The sequence below is a fragment of the Hymenobacter sediminis genome (assembly GCF_003231285.1).
Classification (GTDB): Bacteria; Bacteroidota; Bacteroidia; order Cytophagales; family Hymenobacteraceae; genus Hymenobacter; species Hymenobacter sediminis.
On record NZ_QKNS01000007.1, the window covers coordinates 220,493 to 238,112 of the forward strand.

The 17,620-nt window shown below is 57.1% G+C and carries 18 protein-coding genes; 13 read left to right on the top strand and 5 right to left on the bottom strand.

What is annotated here, in order from left to right; genetic code table 11:
* Positions 1-36: 36 nt before the first annotated feature.
* Both DNI29_RS18500 and lpdA read right to left on the bottom strand, forming a co-directional pair.
* Positions 37-333, bottom strand: a complete 297-nt coding sequence (locus DNI29_RS18500) for a hypothetical protein (protein WP_110979615.1) — start codon at positions 331-333, stop codon at positions 37-39.
* Between the two features lie 325 nt (positions 334-658).
* Positions 659-2,053, bottom strand: a complete 1,395-nt coding sequence (lpdA, locus tag DNI29_RS18505; protein ID WP_110979616.1) for a dihydrolipoyl dehydrogenase — start codon at positions 2,051-2,053, stop codon at positions 659-661.
* Positions 2,054-2,289: 236 nt separating this feature from the next.
* Here lpdA and DNI29_RS18510 point away from each other — a divergent pair, with 236 nt between their 5' ends.
* The gene (locus DNI29_RS18510) at positions 2,290-3,033 is read left to right on the top strand and encodes a tetratricopeptide repeat protein (RefSeq protein ID WP_110979617.1); all 744 of its coding nucleotides are present in this window, start codon (positions 2,290-2,292) and stop codon (positions 3,031-3,033) included.
* A gap of 180 nt (positions 3,034-3,213) precedes the next feature.
* Here DNI29_RS18510 and DNI29_RS18515 read toward each other — a convergent pair whose 3' ends face one another.
* A complete protein-coding gene (locus DNI29_RS18515) occupies positions 3,214-4,455 on the bottom strand; it encodes an NAD(P)/FAD-dependent oxidoreductase (protein WP_110979618.1) in 1,242 nt (413 codons plus the stop codon).
* 158 nt (positions 4,456-4,613) lie between these two features.
* Here DNI29_RS18515 and DNI29_RS18520 point away from each other — a divergent pair, with 158 nt between their 5' ends.
* From DNI29_RS18520 to DNI29_RS18535, 4 genes are all read left to right on the top strand, one after another.
* Positions 4,614-5,015: a hypothetical protein gene (locus DNI29_RS18520; protein WP_110979619.1), complete on the top strand. Its 402-nt coding sequence runs from the start codon at positions 4,614-4,616 to the stop codon at positions 5,013-5,015.
* Positions 5,016-5,112: 97 nt separating this feature from the next.
* Entirely contained in the window at positions 5,113-5,862 is a 750-nt protein-coding gene (gene fabG / locus DNI29_RS18525) for a 3-oxoacyl-[acyl-carrier-protein] reductase (RefSeq protein WP_110979620.1), read from the top strand.
* 113 nt (positions 5,863-5,975) lie between these two features.
* Entirely contained in the window at positions 5,976-7,160 is a 1,185-nt protein-coding gene (locus DNI29_RS18530; protein WP_110979621.1) for an MFS transporter, read from the top strand.
* Between the two features lie 174 nt (positions 7,161-7,334).
* The gene (locus DNI29_RS18535; RefSeq protein WP_110979622.1) at positions 7,335-8,006 is read left to right on the top strand and encodes a YiiX family permuted papain-like enzyme; all 672 of its coding nucleotides are present in this window, start codon (positions 7,335-7,337) and stop codon (positions 8,004-8,006) included.
* An 11-nt stretch (positions 8,007-8,017) separates the two neighbouring features.
* On the opposite strand, the gene DNI29_RS18540 is transcribed toward DNI29_RS18535, so the two are convergent.
* Positions 8,018-8,563: a hypothetical protein gene (locus DNI29_RS18540; protein WP_110979623.1), complete on the bottom strand. Its 546-nt coding sequence runs from the start codon at positions 8,561-8,563 to the stop codon at positions 8,018-8,020.
* A 167-nt stretch (positions 8,564-8,730) separates the two neighbouring features.
* On the opposite strand from DNI29_RS18540, the gene DNI29_RS18545 reads away from it, so the two are divergent.
* The 8 genes from DNI29_RS18545 (at position 8,731) to DNI29_RS24240 (ending at position 16,752) form a co-directional block, all read left to right on the top strand.
* Positions 8,731-10,806 (top strand): VWA domain-containing protein, encoded by a 2,076-nt coding sequence (locus tag DNI29_RS18545; RefSeq protein ID WP_238388142.1) that lies wholly within the window; start codon positions 8,731-8,733, stop codon positions 10,804-10,806.
* Between the two features lie 153 nt (positions 10,807-10,959).
* The gene (locus DNI29_RS18550) at positions 10,960-11,361 is read left to right on the top strand and encodes a hypothetical protein (protein ID WP_110979624.1); all 402 of its coding nucleotides are present in this window, start codon (positions 10,960-10,962) and stop codon (positions 11,359-11,361) included.
* A 126-nt stretch (positions 11,362-11,487) separates the two neighbouring features.
* Positions 11,488-12,348, top strand: coding sequence for a pseudouridine synthase (locus tag DNI29_RS18555; protein ID WP_110979766.1), 861 nt, complete (start codon positions 11,488-11,490; stop codon positions 12,346-12,348).
* 8 nt (positions 12,349-12,356) lie between these two features.
* On the top strand, positions 12,357-13,328 hold the full coding sequence (locus DNI29_RS18560; RefSeq protein WP_110979625.1) for an alpha/beta hydrolase: 972 nt from the start codon (positions 12,357-12,359) through the stop codon (positions 13,326-13,328).
* A gap of 280 nt (positions 13,329-13,608) precedes the next feature.
* A complete protein-coding gene (locus tag DNI29_RS18565; RefSeq protein ID WP_110979626.1) occupies positions 13,609-14,424 on the top strand; it encodes an oxidoreductase in 816 nt (271 codons plus the stop codon).
* Positions 14,425-14,430: 6 nt separating this feature from the next.
* The gene (locus DNI29_RS18570) at positions 14,431-15,258 is read left to right on the top strand and encodes a helix-turn-helix domain-containing protein (protein WP_110979627.1); all 828 of its coding nucleotides are present in this window, start codon (positions 14,431-14,433) and stop codon (positions 15,256-15,258) included.
* A gap of 150 nt (positions 15,259-15,408) precedes the next feature.
* Positions 15,409-16,494 (top strand): adenylate/guanylate cyclase domain-containing protein, encoded by a 1,086-nt coding sequence (locus tag DNI29_RS18575; protein WP_110979628.1) that lies wholly within the window; start codon positions 15,409-15,411, stop codon positions 16,492-16,494.
* Positions 16,495-16,593: 99 nt separating this feature from the next.
* Entirely contained in the window at positions 16,594-16,752 is a 159-nt protein-coding gene (locus DNI29_RS24240; protein WP_123823318.1) for a transposase, read from the top strand.
* Between the two features lie 223 nt (positions 16,753-16,975).
* On the opposite strand, the gene DNI29_RS18580 is transcribed toward DNI29_RS24240, so the two are convergent.
* A complete protein-coding gene (locus DNI29_RS18580; RefSeq protein ID WP_110979629.1) occupies positions 16,976-17,494 on the bottom strand; it encodes a hypothetical protein in 519 nt (172 codons plus the stop codon).
* Positions 17,495-17,620: the final 126 nt, after the last annotated feature.

Genomic DNA, 17,620 nt, shown 5'->3' on the forward strand with positions numbered 1-17,620 from the left:
TACCAGATACCGGGTTGATAAGCGCTTTTTTCGGAGTTAAGGCGCTTTTACCACGCGTACGGATTGCAAAATCTCTTGGGCCTTGTCTTTCCACAGGGCCACATCCTTCTTGACGCAGTTGAAGGTCATGATCAGCAAACGGCCGTCCAGATCGGTAAAGAACATAAGGTTGTACACCTCCGTGTCTGTGGCCGGGGTGAGCAGCTCCAGATAGCCTACCTGCCGGCTGTTGACTAGCCGCATGCCGTGGCCGTACCAGGTAGCCTGGGGTTGCGCCTTTTGCATGGTAGCGTACAGGTACTGCTCAATAGCCGGCAGGTTAGCCTGTGTCATGGGAGTAGGCGTCAGAGAAAAGGCAAGGTTTGTTGCGCCTCGCTCATCGGTAAACACGTGTTGCGGAGGCCGGCTATTGGGGTATTTAAGCGTCAGCATCTCCGAGTCCATAGGAACAAAGCTGCTGGGCACCAGTAGTTCTATCCGGCCATCGAGTACCTGACGTTTCTCTAATGATGAAACCTGCGCTGCTACAGTGAGAAGACTGCTGTAGAAGCACCAGAAAAGAAGTATAGTGTACCTCATTCTATCTACAAATAAGAAAGAAAGCCCCGGTCAATAGCTTGGCCGGGGCTTTCTTTTAGCAGTTCTAATGTTACTGAGCCTACAAGTGAATCACCTCGCCGTAGGCAGCAGCGGCGGCTTCCATCACGGCTTCGCTCATGGTGGGGTGCGGGTGCACGGCCTTAATGATTTCGTGGCCGGTGGTTTCGAGCTTGCGAGCCACTACCACTTCAGCAATCATTTCGGTTACGTTGGAGCCAATCATGTGGGCGCCCAGCCACTCGCCGTACTTCTTGTCGAAGATAACTTTCACGAAGCCCTCCTTTACGCCGCCAGCCGAGGCTTTGCCCGAGGCCGAGAAGGGGAATTTACCCACCAGCACATCGTAGCCCTGCTTTTTAGCTTCGGCTTCGGTGAGGCCCACGGAGGCAATTTCCGGCGAGGCGTAAGTGCAGCCAGGAATGTTCTGGTAGTTGAGCGGCTCGGGATGGTGGCCGGCAATTTTCTCCACGCAGATAATGCCTTCAGCTGACGCTACGTGCGCCAGCGCGGGACCGGGCACAATGTCGCCGATGGCGTAGATACCGGGCACGTTGGTCTGGTAGTAGTCGTCCACGATAACGCGGCCTTTCTCTACTTTGATGCCCAGCTCTTCGAGACCCAGGTTTTCGAGGTTGGTTACTACCCCGGCGGCGCTCAGTACCACGTCGCAGGCAATCTGCTGGTCACCTTTAGCCGTTTTAATCGTCACGTTGCAGCCTTCACCGCTGGTATCTACCTTGGTTACCTCGGCGCTGGTCAGCACGTTTACGCCAATTTTCTTGAAGGATTTCTCCATCTGGCGTGACACTTCTTCGTCCTCCACGGGCACGATGCGGGGCAGGTATTCCACTACCGTTACCTCGGAGCCCATAGTACGGTAGAAGTAAGCAAACTCGACGCCGATGGCGCCGGAGCCTACTACTACGAGACGCTTGGGCAGTTCGGGCAGCACCATGGCCTGGCGGTAGCCGATGATTTTCTTGCCATCGATGGGTAGGGCGGGCAGCTCGCGCGAGCGGGCGCCGGTAGCCAGGATGATGTGCTTAGCCTCCACGGCTTCTTTACCGCCGTCGGCTTTCGTCACTTCTACCTTACCGGGAGCCAGCAACTTGCCGGTGCCCGATACTACGTCAATCTTATTTTTCTTGAACAGGAAGTTGATGCCCTTGCTCATGCCGTCGGCCACACCGCGGCTGCGCTGGATTACGGCATTAAAGTCGTAGCCTACCCCATCCGCCTTCAGACCGTAGTCGCCGGCGTGGTTGAGGTACTCAAATACCTGGGCGCTTTTGAGCAGGGCCTTGGTGGGAATGCAGCCCCAGTTGAGGCAGATGCCGCCGAGCGACTCGCGCTCCACCACGCCTACTTTCAAGCCCAGCTGCGAAGCCCGGATAGCCGCGACGTAGCCGCCGGGGCCGCTGCCGATAACGACCAGGTCGTATTGCAATGCCATGTTGTGTTCGGTTGAAGGTTTAGAAGGAAGGACCATCCGCCGCTTCGGGCGGGCAGGTGGCCCGGCAAAGATAGGGACGCCGCGCTACTCTGCCACGTTGCGCGCTCTAGCTGGCCCTGGCCTTTCACCGACAAAATTTTGTTTCGGGTTACAGCCTTTCCGAAAGGTAGCGCGTACAAGTGCCATTGCCTGATTTTGGGTTGATTCAGCCCTTTAATTTCCTCTCTGCACTCTCCATGAAAGCACCTATACTTTCTCTGCTGGCCGGCGCTACCCTGCTTTTTCTGACCGACTGCGCCCGCAGCACCACCGAAGTAGAGCGGCCCACCTCGGCTTCTCGCAACGCCGCCCAAGAAACTTATGTGGCCCGGGCCGCTGATACGGCTAGCCGCGCCGGCTCTACCCCCGATGCTACGGCTACCGCCTCCCTAGACCCTACCCCTGCTTTGCCCGCGGAAGCCACTACCCGCAAAACCAACGCCGATTACCGCGCCGAAATCCGGACGGCTGACGCGACTCTCAAAGCCAAACCCCGCGACTTTGACGCGCTGCTAGCGCGGGCCAAAGCCAAAAGCCATCTGCGAGACTACCGCGAGGCAGTGACGGATTATAATGCGGCTCTGCGCCTGAAGCCGACCAACGCTGAAGCTTATTACAACCGCGGCCTCAACCGTCTCAAGCTTAAGGAGTACAACGCCGCCATCATTGATTTCGGGAAAGCACTGAAGTACGATCCTCAGGATAAAGAAGCCTATTTCGGGCGAGGAGCGGCAAAAATGCAGCTCTTTAACTTCAAGGGCGCCATTCCGGACTTTGCCAAAGCCATCAGCCTGGACCCCAACTACGCCGACGCGTACGAGTATCGGGGCATCAGCTATGCTTCCATTAATAAGCCCAACGAGGCTAAAGCTGACTTGGAAAAAGCTACTATGCTGAACCCAGCAGCCGAAAAAAGCCTGCGTCGCTACACGGGCAAGTAGTGAAACAGAGAGTTTGACGTTCAACACGCCCCTGAAGGGTAGCCTTGGCGAGAAAATATATCAGTAGCCACCTACCCCCTTCTCTTGCTTCAAAGCCTCAGCGAGGCGACACAATTCCTTGAATGATTGGTGTCGCGCTGCTGGGGCTTTGGGCGTTTTATTGGGGTAGGGCTTGCATCACTACTTGCCCAGCAGCAGTTTCAGGTAGAAACCAGGCTGGCGCAGCCGCTCCCGCAGGTCCAGGTCGAGGAACATGTTGCTGATGGTTTCAGCCAGGGTAGGGTTGTTGGCGGCACGGTTTGCTACAAAATTGAACAGCCAGGGGTAGCTCAGCAGGCGCTGCATGGCCCGGCTTAGGCGTAGCTCTTGCCACAAGCGCTTGTACACGGCCTGGTCGTAGCCATTTAAAAAGCTAGCCGAGAAGTTTTGCGCGGCCATGGCCCGGCCAGCCCAGTCGGCGGCGTGGCGGCCCGATACCATGGCGTGGCTGATGCCCTCACCCGAGAACGGGTCGATGAGGGAGCCTGCGTCGCCGAGGAGCAGGTAGCCCGGACCCGAAAGCGGCCGGCGCTTGGAGCCCAGGGGCAGCCCGAAGCCGCGCACCGGCCCCAGTCGCTCGGCGGTGGCAAACCGCTCTTTCAGGGCCGGGTGAGTTTGCAGAATTTCGTCCAGCCGCTCCCGCAGCTTCACCTTCTTCTTGGAAACGGCTTCCGTAAGCATGCCCACCCCCACATTGGCTTCCCCGTTGGGCAGCGGAAACACCCACAGGTAGCCGGGCAGAAAATCCTGAATGAAGTGCAGCTCAATGAAGTTATCGGGGTGCAGCCCCGTAACGCCCCGGTAGTAGGCGCGCAGCCCAGCACAATGGTGGGCCGGCTCCAGCGCATGCCCCCCTACCTGCCGCGCAAAGCCCGACTGGGCCCCGTTGGCTACCAGCAGCAAACGGGCAGTAGTTATTTCAGAGCCATCGGGCGCGAGTAGGCGCCAACGGCCATCGGGCAGCTGCTCGTGGCGGGCTACCTCGGTGTTTTCCCGAAAGTCAATTTCCGGGTGCTGCCGCACTTCCTCAATCAGAAAGTTATCGAAGTGGAGGCGCTTGCTAATGTGGCCGGCGCTGCGGTCGGTGACGGGGTTATATTTTGGCTTGAACGGCACGGCCAAGCGGCGGCCATTGGGCGCGTAAAAATCAATGCCCCAGCTGGGCAGCTGGATGGGCTCGGCGGCGAGGCGGGCGGGCAACTCCTCCCCTATCCGGCGCAGCTCGCTAAGCACTTTGCCGCTGAGGGCATCGCCGCACACTTTGTCGCGGGGGAAGGTGGCGCGGTCAAGCAACAGGCAGCAGTGGCCGGCCTTGGCTAGGTGCAGGGCGGCCGTGGCTCCGCCTGGGCCAGCACCCAGAATGCAGATATCGGTGTCGGGCATAGGGGTAGCGAAGATACGAGCCGCAACTTTTGGGGCGCTACTCACGCTATGGCAACCCCATCTCCAGAGCCTAAACTCGCACTGGTGCCATATGCAGCTCCACAGTCAATTGCACCATTAGGTTTATGTAGCTTTGCAATCTTTTTTTTCCCTCGCCTATGGCTCTTCGACTTTTACACCAAGATTCTACTATCACCATTTCTTACGATTTCCAGTACGACTGGCTGTATGCCAACTGGACCGGGGATCAAAGCCTGGAATCGGTGCAGACGGGCTGCCTGCACCTGCTTGAGCACCTACGCTTTGAGCGGTGCACCAAGGTCCTCAATGATAATACAGAGGTGACCAGCATGTGGAGCGACGCCTCGGAGTGGGTTGGGGCCACCTGGTTTCCGATGCTGGCCGAGGCGGGGCTGGAGTACTTTGCCTGGGTGTATTCGCCTAACGTGTACAGCCGCCTCTCCGCCGACCTTTCTATGCAGCAACAGCCTACTACCCGGCCCATTGTGCTAGCCTTCGACAGCCAGGAATTGGCCACTAACTGGCTGCAGCTGATGTAGCAGCCACCCCCAAGGCGTGGTCACCAGGGCCCGGGCTTCAGGGTTTGGCGCCAACCAAGGGGTAGCAGGTTAGCCTTTCGTTGCTACCTTCGCTGACATGACGAAACAGCTTGACGGAAAAGTGGCCCTCATCACGGGTGCTTCCAAAGGAATTGGCCGCGCTATTGCGGTATATTTCGCCCAGCAGGGCGCGCAGGTGGCCTTCACTTACCTCTCCAGCGTGGAGAAAGGCCAGCAGCTGGAGCAGGAGCTTTCCGCTTTCGGCACCAAGGTAAAGGGCTTCCGGTCCGACGCTTCTATCTACGCCGAAGCAGAAAAGCTGGTGGATGAGGTAGTAGCCGAGTTTGGCAAGCTGGATATTCTGGTTAACAACGCCGGCATCACCCAGGATGGCCTGCTCATGCGCATGAGCGAGCAGCAGTGGGACCAAGTGCTGGCCGTAAACCTGAAATCGGTATTCAACCTCACCAAAGCCGCTACCAAGCCCATGATGCGCGCCAAAACCGGCAGCATCATCAACATGACCTCGGTAGTGGGCATTAAGGGCAACGCCGGCCAGGCCAACTACGCCGCTTCCAAAGCTGGCATTATCGGCTTCACCAAGTCGGTGGCCCTGGAGCTAGGCTCGCGCAATATCCGTTGCAACGCCATTGCCCCCGGCTTCATCGAAACGGAAATGACCGACGCCCTCGACCAGAAGCAAGTAGATGAATGGCGCAAAGCCATTCCGCTGCGGCGCGGCGGCTCGCCCGAGGACGTGGCCAAAGCCACCGCCTTCCTGGCCTCCGAAGAATCGGCCTACATCACGGGCCAGGTGCTGCAAGTTGATGGCGGCATGCTGACCTAGGGCAGCTTTTTTGAACAAGATTAGTACGTGTCGGGTTGTACGGGCTTGCAAAGCGGGCCTGCCAGCCCGACACGTTTTTTGTTGCGCCTGCCGCAACACACCCTACCCCTGCTATGAAATCGAAAATTGTATTGCTACCCCTCATGCTGGGCGGGTTCGGTATTGGCATGACGGAGTTCGTCATGATGGGCATTCTGCCGGACATTGCCCGCGCCATGCGCATCAGCATTCCCGATGCCGGCCACTTTATCTCGGCCTACGCACTGGGGGTAGTGGTAGGGGCTCCCCTGCTGGTGGCCCTCACCGGTAAGCTGCCACCGCGTAAGATTCTGGCTTTACTCATGGCCTTGTTTGCCGTGGGCAACGGCCTGTCATTGCTGGCCTCGTCGTACCACCTGATGCTGCTGACGCGGTTTGTTTCCGGGTTGCCGCACGGGGCGTTTTTTGGGGTAGGCGCCGTGGTGGCGGGCCGCCTGGCTACGCCGGGCAAAGAAGCCCAGGCCATTTCCATCATGTTTGCGGGCCTTACGTTTGCCAACATCATTGGGGTACCTATTGGCACCTACCTAGGCCACCATTTCAGCTGGCGCATACCGTTTGTGCTGATTGTAGTGGTAGCCCTGCTCACGGTGGTAAGCGTGCTGCGCCTTATGCCCAATTTAGCGGCCAAGGAAACCAACCTGCGCCAGGAGTTTCACGCCTTCACGAAGCTGGAGCCCTGGCTGATTATCGGGATAACCGTGCTGGGCAACGGAGGCTTTTTCGCGTGGTTTAGCTACATCGTGCCGTTGTTCACGGAAGTAAGTGGGTTTGGCCCCAACACGGTGGCCTTCCTGATGGTACTGGCCGGCGTAGGTATGGCCCTTGGCAACTTGCTAGGCGGCTGGCTCACCGACCGGATGTCGCCGCTACGGGCCACAACCTTCCTGCTGGCAGCCATGACGGCTTCCCTGCTGCTGGTACCCGTAGCCGCGCCCTACCAACTCCCCACGGTGCTGATGACCATGCTCACGGGGGCCCTGGCTTTTTCCACGGCCGCGCCCATCCAGATGCTGATGATCCGCTCGGCCAAGGGCTCAGAAATGCTGGCCTCGTCGCTCAGCCAATCGGGCTTTAACACGGGCAACGCGCTGGGTGCCTACCTGGGTGGCCTGCCCATTGCCGCCGGCCTGGGCTACACCTCCCCCGACTGGGTAGGGGCTGCACTGGTGACGGGTGGCATCTTGTTCTGCGTGGCACTGGTATTCCGCCGCCGAAGCCAAGCCACCACACCGGAGCCGATAGTAGTGGTTGGGTAAGAATGCTGGGGTAGGCGGTAAGAAATAAAGAACAGTCATGTCTCGACAAGCTCGACACATGACTGTTCTTATTGTGTTAGTTGTGTTAGAAGTCGTTGTTATCCACACCATTTATCTGCTAGCACTTACTGCCCCGCCACACACTTACCTTAGCCGCACCGTTTTCCGTTCCGAATGAAGCTCAAGGTTCTGTTGCCGCTGCTGTTGCTGCTTGCCGTTTCGCTGGTGGCTTATCCACGTTTGCGCCACCGATACGTGCGCTACCAGCAGCGGCAAACTGCTGCCAAGGCTACTGAGCAGATTTCTACCCGCCTGCGTAATGGCGACCTGATTTTTAATACTTCCCAGTCGGCGCAAAGCCGGGCTATTCAGCTGGCAACCCACTCGCCGTACAGCCACTGTGGTATTCTGTTTCAACGGAATGGGGAATGGCGCGTGTTCGAGGCCGTGCAGCCGGTCAGCGAAACGTCGTTGGCAGCTTGGGTGGCACGCGGCAAAAACGGGCAGTTCGTGGTCAAGCGCCTGCGCGATGCGGAAACCGTTCTGACTCCGGATGCATTACGGCGTCTGCAAGCGGCTGGTGAGCAGTACCGCGGCCGCAACTACGACCTCTACTTCGGCTGGTCCGATGAGCGGATTTACTGCTCGGAGCTGCTCTGGAAAATGTACCGCCAAGCCACTGGCCGCGAAATTGGGAAGCTTCAGACCCTCCGCGAGTTCGACCTGAGTCACCCCGCTGTGCAGGCCAAGCTGCAGGAGCGCTACGGCAAGCGCATTCCACTGGACGAAAAGGTTATTTCGTCGGTCCGGATGCTGGAAAGCAAGGAGTTGGTCACAGTGCGGTAGGTGGTAAGCAACTATTTATCAGAATTGAATAATTGCTGGCGCAGAATTTCGAATCTGTTGTATTCGTTCTCTGATGTGAAGTAGCGAATATCTAACTTCCCTGGATCAGATGAGGAGACAGAGTAGAGGTTACCACCATGCATAGGGGAGTGATACTTTAAACTCGGGTGTATTAATACTTGCATATAATGCATAATAAGCGCTTCCTGCTCGATGCTTAGCTCCGTTTGTTCAACTAAAAAATATCTCCTGTCTGGCCGGTACGAGCAGCCAATTGTGTCGAGCCAGAACTCTGCGGCAAATGGCCCCGACCATTTCATAAAATCGCGCTCGGTTCCTTTCGCTTTATTACTCATATAAATTTTAATCATTTCACGGTGTCCACCCCATTCGCCACATTCAGAATAGTTCGCTTTAAGCTTTAGAGTATCAATGCCCAGATTTGGAAGATAATGTGGGGAAGAAACAGACGAATTTTCTTCAACCGAAAAGACACGCGGGAGCAAAACAAAGGCAGCGCATAGAAGTCCGAATAGAAGCGGAATAATTTTCTGCATAAGAAGTGGTTAGTTCTGGTCGGAATATACTACGCTTTACAATCCGCTTAATCCCGCCAGTTTCTCTCCGGCAACTCCCTACCTTCGCTACCTGCCCCAACCCTACCCTGCGCAACTATGCGGGGCTAACCGGGGTTCTTTAGTGCGGTTGCTATATCGTTCTGCCTTTGCTACTATCTGCTTCTCCCTGGTTTATACTGCTGTGCCTGCTGGTAGGCGCGGGCTACGCGGCCCTGCTCTACTCCGCCAAGGCCCCCTGGAGCCGGACCCTCAACTACGCGCTGGCCTTCGTGCGCTTTGCGGTAGTGAGCTTTCTGTGCTTTCTGCTTCTCTCCCCCTTCATCAAAACCACCACTACCACCACCGAAGCGCCTACCGTGGTGCTGGCCGTAGATAATTCGCAGTCGGTAGGACTGTTCACGCCGCCCGCGGTGCTGACCCAGGCCACCCAAGGGCTGGCGCAATTGGCCGAAACCCTACGCGGCCGGGGCTTTCAGGTGGAAACCCGCACGCTTTCCGCGGGCAGCGGTCCGGCCCGACCCGATTCGCTGCGGTTTCAGGCCCCAGCTACGGACCTCGACGGGCTGCTCACGGGCATCGGCGAGGGGTACCAGGAACGGAATCTGGCGGGCGTGGTGCTGGTGTCGGATGGGGTAGTAAATCAGGGCCGCGCCCCCCAGTATACCAGCTACCGCTTCCCGATTTACGCCATTGGCGTGGGAGATACCGTGCCGAAGAAAGACGTTAGCCTGCCGGCCCTCACATACAACCGGGTGGCGTTCAGTGGCAATCAGTTTCCCATTGAGGCCGAGCTGGCTTACGACGGCTACCCGGCCGGCACCACGGCGACTGTGCTGCTGCGCGAGAATGGCCGGGTGCTGCAAACCAAGCGCGTAAATCTGCCCATCGGTCAGCGGCGCACCAAAACTACCTTCCTGGTGACGGCCCCGGCTCCCGGCAAGCGCCGTTACGAAGTGGTAGTAGAAAAGCTGCCCGGCGAGTTCACGGCCCTCAACAACCAGAAGTTTGCCTACCTCGACATCGTAAAGGGCAAGCTGCGGGTGCTGCTGGCGGGTGCTGCCCCTCACCCCGACCTGAAGGCCCTGCGCGCCGCCATTCTGCAAAACGACAACTTCGACCTCACTACCTACCTACCCGGCATCAACCCCCTGAAAACCCAGGACTTCGACGTGGCTATTTTGCACCAGTTGCCGGCCCAAAGCGGGGTAGGCGCTGAGGTACTGGCCCAGGTAAAGGCTCGTCGGGTGCCGGCTTTGTACATCCTGGGGTCGCAGTCGAACTATGGTGCCTACAATGCCTTGGGTACGGGCCTGACCGTGACACCCCGCGGTGGGCAGACCGATGAAGTGACGCCCGTACCCAATGCCACCTTCAACCGCTTTTCGTTTGAAGAGGATGCTCTACGCCGGTTCACGGCCTACCCCCCGGCTCCGGTGCCGTTCGGGGAGGCGCGCCTGGGCAGCGGGGCCGAAGCCGCTCTGTGGCAGCAGGTAGGCCGGGTGAAGACGCAAAAGCCTCTGCTGGTATTTGGGGGCACGCCCGCCCAGCGCCAGGCTACCTTGCTCACGGAAGGCAGCTGGCAGTGGCGCCTGCAGGAAGCCGCCGAGCACGACGACCGGCCCGAGGCCTACGACCGGCTGGTGGTGCGGACCCTGCAACTGCTGACTCAGAACGCCAACAAGAAGCGCCTCGATGTGTACCCCACACAGGACGCCTTCAGCACCCAGGACGACGTGACCTTTGGGGCCGAAACCTACAACGCCATCTTCGAGCGCATCTTTGGGCAGCAAATCACGCTCACGCTTACCAACGAGCAGCGGAAAGCCCGCACCTTCACCTACACCAACTCCTCCGATGGGGCACCCCTACGCCTGGGGCCGCTGCCTGCCGGCCTCTACCGCTACGTGGCGCGGGCTACCCTAGGGGGGCAGGCTCAGCAGGACCAGGGCGAGGTACTGGTGCAAGAGCAGCAGTTGGAAGCCATTCAGTCGCGGGCCGACCACAACCTGTTGCATCAGGTGGCCCGACGCAGCGGGCAGCGCCTCTACTACCCCACTCAGTTCGCCCAACTCGCCCAAGACATCGAGAAGGCCAACTACAAGCCCGTGATTTATGAGCACGAGGACCTGAAGGACCTTATTAACCTGAAGTGGCTGTTCTTTCTGCTGCTGGGGTTGATGACTGTTGAATGGGCTACCCGCAAATATTCGGGCGGAGTGTAAGGGCTTCGTCGTGAAGATTCTGTATGCTTGAGCCTGGGCTGTTTCAGGTAGGATGCGCAGAACTTTTCTTCGCAAAAAAATACTTAGTGCTCTGACTACCCCTCCTTTGCAGATCGTGCTGACGCGAAGGCCTTTGTCTTCTATTTTTCTCTAATGAACCGTCTGATTTTTCCTTTCTTTTCCGCTACTCTTCTGCTGGCCGGATGCGCCAAAAACACGGAACAAAAAGCTGAGCTAGCCGTGCAGGACTTCGTTCGTACGCGCGTGTCCGACGCTAAAAACTATTTCCCGGGCAAGTTCCGGTTTAGCCCTTATACCAAGCGCGACTCTTTGCAGTACCTGGCCCAAATGGCCCAGATCAACGGCCAGCCAGCCCCACCGGCCCCTACCCCTGCCGACTCCGTTCGGATTGGCACACTGGTTCTTCATGATTACCGCGACGAAACCCGCAATGGCATCATGGTCCGCGACAGTGGCGAGTACGTGGTGCGTCCTAATGGAGAGGTTCGCATTCTGATGGCAGAAAGCATCCGCCGGAAGCGGCTGCAGAAGTAAAACGTACCTTTGTTGTTCCGGGCAGGACCAGGAATTGGGTGGCCGCGTGGGCCGTTCCAGTTCCGGGCCCTGTCCGGAATCCTCTTTTTTATTGCTTTTACGTGAGCTGGAAGGCTCATGCCCCGCATGCGCTACATTCTCCTCAATAAGCCCTACGAAGTCCTGACCCAGTTTACCGACGAAACCGGCCGGAAAACGCTCAAGGATTTTGTCAACGTCCCGAACATCTACCCCGTTGGTCGCCTCGATTACGACTCCGAAGGGCTGGTGCTGCTCACCGATGACAAACAGCTCCAGCATCGCCTGTCGGAACCGCGCTTCAAGGTGCCAAAAACGTATTGGGTACAGGTAGAAGGCGTGCCAACGGAGGAAGCCCTGGAAAACCTGCGCCGTGGCGTAGACCTGAAAACCGGTTTTACTACCCCCGCCGAGGTAGCTCTGCTGCCCGAAACGCCGGAGCTTTGGGAGCGTAGCAAACCAGTGCGGTTCCGGGCTAATATTCCTACCACGTGGGTGCAAATTCGGATTTCGCAGGGCATGAACCGGCAGGTGCGCAAGATGACGGCCGCCGTGGGCTACCCCACCTTGCGCCTCGTGCGCGTCAGCATTGCCGATTTGCGGGTAGATCAGCTGCAGCCCGGCGAGTGGCGCGACCTGACCAAAGCCGAAGTGCAGGCCCTAACCGAAGACATGGCCGCCCAGACCGCCGCGGCCGGCACGTTTAAAACGCCCGGTAAAGGCTCGGAATACTGGCCCGGCGGCGTGCGGCCGGCTGGTGAAAAGCCACGTAGCACCAACCGAAGCGGTTTCACTACCCCCGGAGGTGGAAAAGCAGCCGGCGGCGCCCCGCGTGCTACTGGTACCCGGGGCGCCGGCCGCAACGCTACCCCCGGCAAAACCGGCAGCAAGCCCGGTCCTAAGTCGGCCGGACGGGGTAGCGCGCCCCGCAAACCAGGTTCGGCGGGTGGCCGCTCAGGACGTAGCTAAGCCAGCGTATGCTCCGCGCCCGGAAACTGCGGTGGGTAGCTGCACTGGCTGCCATAGCCTTTGTGCTGCTGAACGGGGTAGCTGCTTTCCATGCCTGGCGGTTTACGCACTTCACTACCGAAGTGGGTACCCATACCGATAACCCCGAACAGCTGACGCTTCCGCAAAAGCTGTGGGTGTTGCTCACGGGCATCAAAAATCCCAAGCCCGTTAACCAAGCCACCCCCGATTTTCCCTACGTCACTACCTACATCGAAAGCCCCAATGGGCGGCTGGAGGTGTGGCGTGGCGAGGTCTCGAACGCGCGCGGCACGGTGGCGCTATTTCATGGCTATACCAGCTCGAAAGCAAAACTGCTCACCGAGGCCAGCTACTTCCGCCGCCTGGGCTACAGCGTTGTGCTGACAGATTTTGCGGGCAACGGTGGCTCTGAGGGCAACATCTGTACCGTAGGCCACCACGAAGCGGCCGATGTGGCGGCCGTGGTGCACTGGCTGCAGCGGCGGCCGGGGCCCGTGTTCATCTACGCCAACTCCATGGGCGCGGTAGCCACTCTGCGGGCCGAAGCCGAGTTGGGCGTGCGCCCCACGGCCAACCTACTGGAGTGCCCCTACGGTTCAATGCTCGAAACCGCCCAGAGCCGCTTCCGCTCCATGCACGTCCCGCCCTTCCCGATGGCCAACCTGCTCGTGTTCTGGGGCGGAGTAGAAAATAAATTCTGGGCCTTTGACCTCGATGCTACCCAGTACGCCGCTCGCATCACTACTCCTACCCTGCTCATGTGGGGCGAAGCCGACCCGCGCGTAACCCGACCGGAAACGGACGCTATTTATGCTGCCCTGCGTGGCCCCAAGCAACGGCAGGATTTCCCCAGTTCCGGCCACGAGCCCTATTGGTGGAAACACAAGCAGCTATGGCAACATACCGTTGCGCAGGCATTAGAACGCCTACCTGAGCTACCTACAACGCATAAGCAGTAAGTGCGGCCATTGTTGCACACTTGCAATAGCCAGCAGCTAGCTCCTCTCTAAGCAGGGGAACCAGGAAGAGTATTTCCTGGAGCTGCGACACCAGCTAAGCATCAAGAACCGGCACAAAGCTCTGGGCGCACGCATTTCCAACAGATAGTTCAAGCCAAGCAAACGATTCCCCTGATGTGACCTTTTCAGCACACAAACTTGGACGTTTCAACAAAACAGCTCCCCTAACCCTGCTGGTACCTTTGTCATGTAAATATTACACAACCCAACTGGTAAACACATGAAAAAGACAGCCTTAGTTACGGGTGCTTCTGCTGGAATTGGTAAGGCAACGGTCATATATCTTGCCCAACATGGCTATACGGTGTATGGGGGAGCGCGCAGAACAGACAACATGCTGGATCTGAAAAGCTATGGTATCATCCCCGTTGCGCTGGATGTAACCAAAGAGGAGAGCGTGGTGACGTGCGTGAATCAAATTTTCGCAGCAGAAGGAAGCATTGATATTTTGGTCAACAATGCCGGCTTTGGGTTAGAAGGGGCCATCGAAGATCTTCCGATGCAAGACGCCCGCTATCAATTAGAAGTGAATGTATTCGGAGCCATGCGGTTGGCCCAACTGGTATTGCCGAAAATGCGCGAAAACCGATACGGTAAGATTGTAAATATTTCCTCAGTGGGCGGTAAGATTGCGTTTCCACTAGGGGGGTGGTATCACGCCAGCAAATTTGCCTTGGAAGCGTTGAGCGACAGCCTACGCAATGAAGTGAAGGAGTTTGGTATTGATGTAATCGTGGTGGAGCCGGGGGCCACCCGATCGGAATGGGGAACCGTGGCAACGGATATCCTTCTAAAAGTATCGGGAAACACGGCGTACAAAGACCTGACGTCTAAAACCCATGCTTTATTTACCCGACTAGCGAAGAATGTGGCGGAACCTGTTGTAATAGCGGAACTTGTTAGGAAGGGAATTGAAGCAAAAAGCCCAAAAGCAAGATATACGACTTCGCAACTAGCCTCTCTGGTTTTGCTAGGGTTGAAAAGAATTTTATCTGACAAGCAGATGGATAAATTGATCATGAGTCAAATAAAATAATGCACCATGAACAACGTCTTTCTGCAACATAATATTCTCTACGCGCGTGGTCACCAGAAAATACAAAGTAGTGAGCATTACTTCCCAGACCACGCGCTAGGCATCATGTTGTCCGGCGAGTCGCAGTACTTCTCAAACGAGGGTTCGTTTGTTATGAGAGAAGGCACCATCTGCTTGATGCGTCGGAATGAATTATTTAAAAAAAGAAAACAAGCTGGGCCGAATGGAGAGCCGCCTTCGTTAATCAGCCTGTTTCTTGATCAAGAAACCTTACGCCATTACGCAACTGAAAATAGTATTCCGAAGCAAAGTGCGTACAAGGGCAGCGCAATGCTTGATCTAACCAGCAATGCGTTCTTGAAAGGTTTTTTTGATTCTCTTTTGCCATATATCGATCATCCGAAAAGATTGAATGCAAAAATTGCGGAGCTTAAAACCTATGAAGCAATTGAACTATTGCTTCAGACAGGTGATGTCTACCGAAAATTTTTATTTGATTTTCAGGAGCCACATAAGATAGATTTGGAAACGTACATGAATCATAATTTTAAGTACAACATTCCATTGATATCGTTTGCTAAATTGGCGGGGCGCAGCTTATCTACCTTCAAAAGAGATTTTAAAAAAATATTTGATACGACGCCGGAAAAGTGGCTGCAGCATAAGCGCCTGGAACAAGCGCACTATCTCATATCACAGAAAGAAATGCGCCCCTCAGAGGTATATTTAGAAGTTGGGTTTGAAAACCTGTCGCACTTTTCTTTTGCTTTCAAAAAGGCATTTGGCCTCACGCCAACCGAATTGACGGAACACCATAAAACTACCAGGTGCTAACGAGAACGAGGCGTTGCATCGCCAACTGCCCACCTCGTCAACTTCTGCGCTTTTACTATCAACTAAACGTGGCCGTGTTTACCCTACGTCACGAGCCCCTTCCTTATTCAGCAGACCGCTGCGTGTGTGCAGTGGGTATCCTCCTCGTGCATGTCCTCTTCTAGTCAGGTTTCTGCGGCGCGTGCTGCCCGGTTTTGGGCCGCCCGCCGGCATGTGCTGCAAACTATTGGCAGTATTGGAGGCGCGTTCGTCGGGGTCCTGCTCGCCCTGGCCCTGCTGCTATGGGTGCCGACGCGGGCCCTATTGCCTCTGGCCCTAATCGGGCTGCCCATCGGCTGGGCGCTGGGCGTACTTGAGGTCCTCGTGTTTCCCGCGCTGGTGCAACGCCTACCCTTGCGCTTGGCCACGGCCCTGCAAGGTGTCGGGCATGGCCTATTACTACTGCTGCTCTACGGTGGTTTTCACCTCATCGCGCACTATTTGGCACTCCCTCACCTCTGGACGGAGCCAGGCAGCGCCCCTGCTGAACCGTGGCGACGGGTATTACTAGTCCCGCTTGTCTATGCTCTAACGGTCTTGGTGACTACCCTGCTACGACAATTACTACAGGGAATGAGCCGCCGCCGGCTACAGGATCTGCTACGTGGGCGTTATCAGCAGCCGGAAACCGAAGAGCGCATTTTTCTCTTCGTCGATCTGAAAGACTCGACGCACTTGGCCGAGCTACTTGGCAATGACCGCTACAGCCGCCTCGTATGCGACTTTTTCCGGGACGTGAGCCCGGCCATTGCGGCTTCCCGCGGGGAAGTGTACCAGTACGTGGGCGATGAAGTCGTGGTCAGCTGGCCCGCCGCGACGGGGCGGCAGTATGCCAGTTGCCTGCAGTGCTTTTTCGAGATGCAGCGGGCCATTAATGCGCGGCACGAGGCCTACCAAGACGCGTACGGCGTGGTGCCCGCGTTCAAGGCCGGGGCGCACGGCGGCGTTGTGACGACCGTACTCGTCGGTACGCAGCATCGGGAGGTAGTCTACCATGGCGACGTGCTCAACACCACGGCGCGCATTCAGGCCCAGTGCAATAGCCTTGGCAGCCGTTTCCTGATTTCAGCCGCCTTACGTCAACAGTTGGGGGAGCAGCCAGAATTTCAGTTTACGGCGCTAGGCGGACAAGCCCTGCGCGGCAAAGCCAGCACAACGGAGCTGTTCGATGTGCAGGTCTATCTACCTCTTCTGTGAGGAAGCCCTTTCTATGTCCTCATTTTCAACAGAGGAGACAGCATAAAGGTAAATATACCAGCGTGTTAACAGTGGTTATCTTACGTTATCGACCAGCTGTTGACGGACGCACAATGGGCACAATGGGCGGTTCAGGCGGGTACCAGCGGTGGGCGGGGGCGCGACAATCGCCAATTTGTAGAAGCCGTGCTCTGGCTGGTGCGCAACTGGCACACTACGTACATGCGCTTCCAGGGCTGGGTGGCCTCGGGCGTATAGGAATGCGGGTTCGACGCCGTATAGGACGAGGCTGCCCTATACTCGCTGTTGGTGGACTCTAATGCTTTTCCCCGCCAATCACCTGCCATCGTGCGCTTAGCTAAGGATGACAGGTGGTTCTACTATCATCCGCACTTTACCATTCACGCCAGCTGGTTGACAGTATGCGGGTAGTTGCTGTTGTGCGTGCCTTGGGCAGAAAACTCTGCTTAGCTTGGCTTCGCTACCCTGCTTCGCTTACCAAAAGCCGTTCCTGTAGCTGCTGCTTAGCGCTGGTGCGTAGCATGGGGTTATCTAGCCGCAGCACCTCCGTCAGAGTGAGCAGTTCGTGCAAGGCCGGGTCCTGACGGGCAGCCAGTACGGCCCCGGGGTACAAGGGCTCAATGGTAGCCCCCCAGGCTGGGCCATCGGCGGTCGGCCACACGTAGGTTTCGGGGGTAGCAAGTCCGCTCTGCTTTGGGAGTAAAATAGGCAGGCCGTGCTGATGCGGACCTAGCTCAACGGGAAACACGCACGGTAGGCCGTGTACAAGGAAGCGTAGCAGCCGCGGCCGGTTAATAGTGCGGTGTTCAGGGTGCAGCAGTCGGGCAAACTGACAGCGGCGTAGCGCGTCGGATACTTCGGCCGGGCTAAGCCCTAACGCCGCTGCCAAGGCTTTACCTTGCCAGTTAAGTTTTTCCAGTAAACTGATTTTCAGCAGCAAAACGACGTCCTGCGGCCGCATTCCGTGGTGCTTGCGCATACTTGAGGAAGGAAGAATTCAGAATTCGCAAATCCTGAATAAGAGGCTAGAAAGTCAGCAGTGAGGCGAAGGTAGAAAAGCATTCCTAACAATCTCAACTTTATTTGAATTAATTCTAAATAAGGT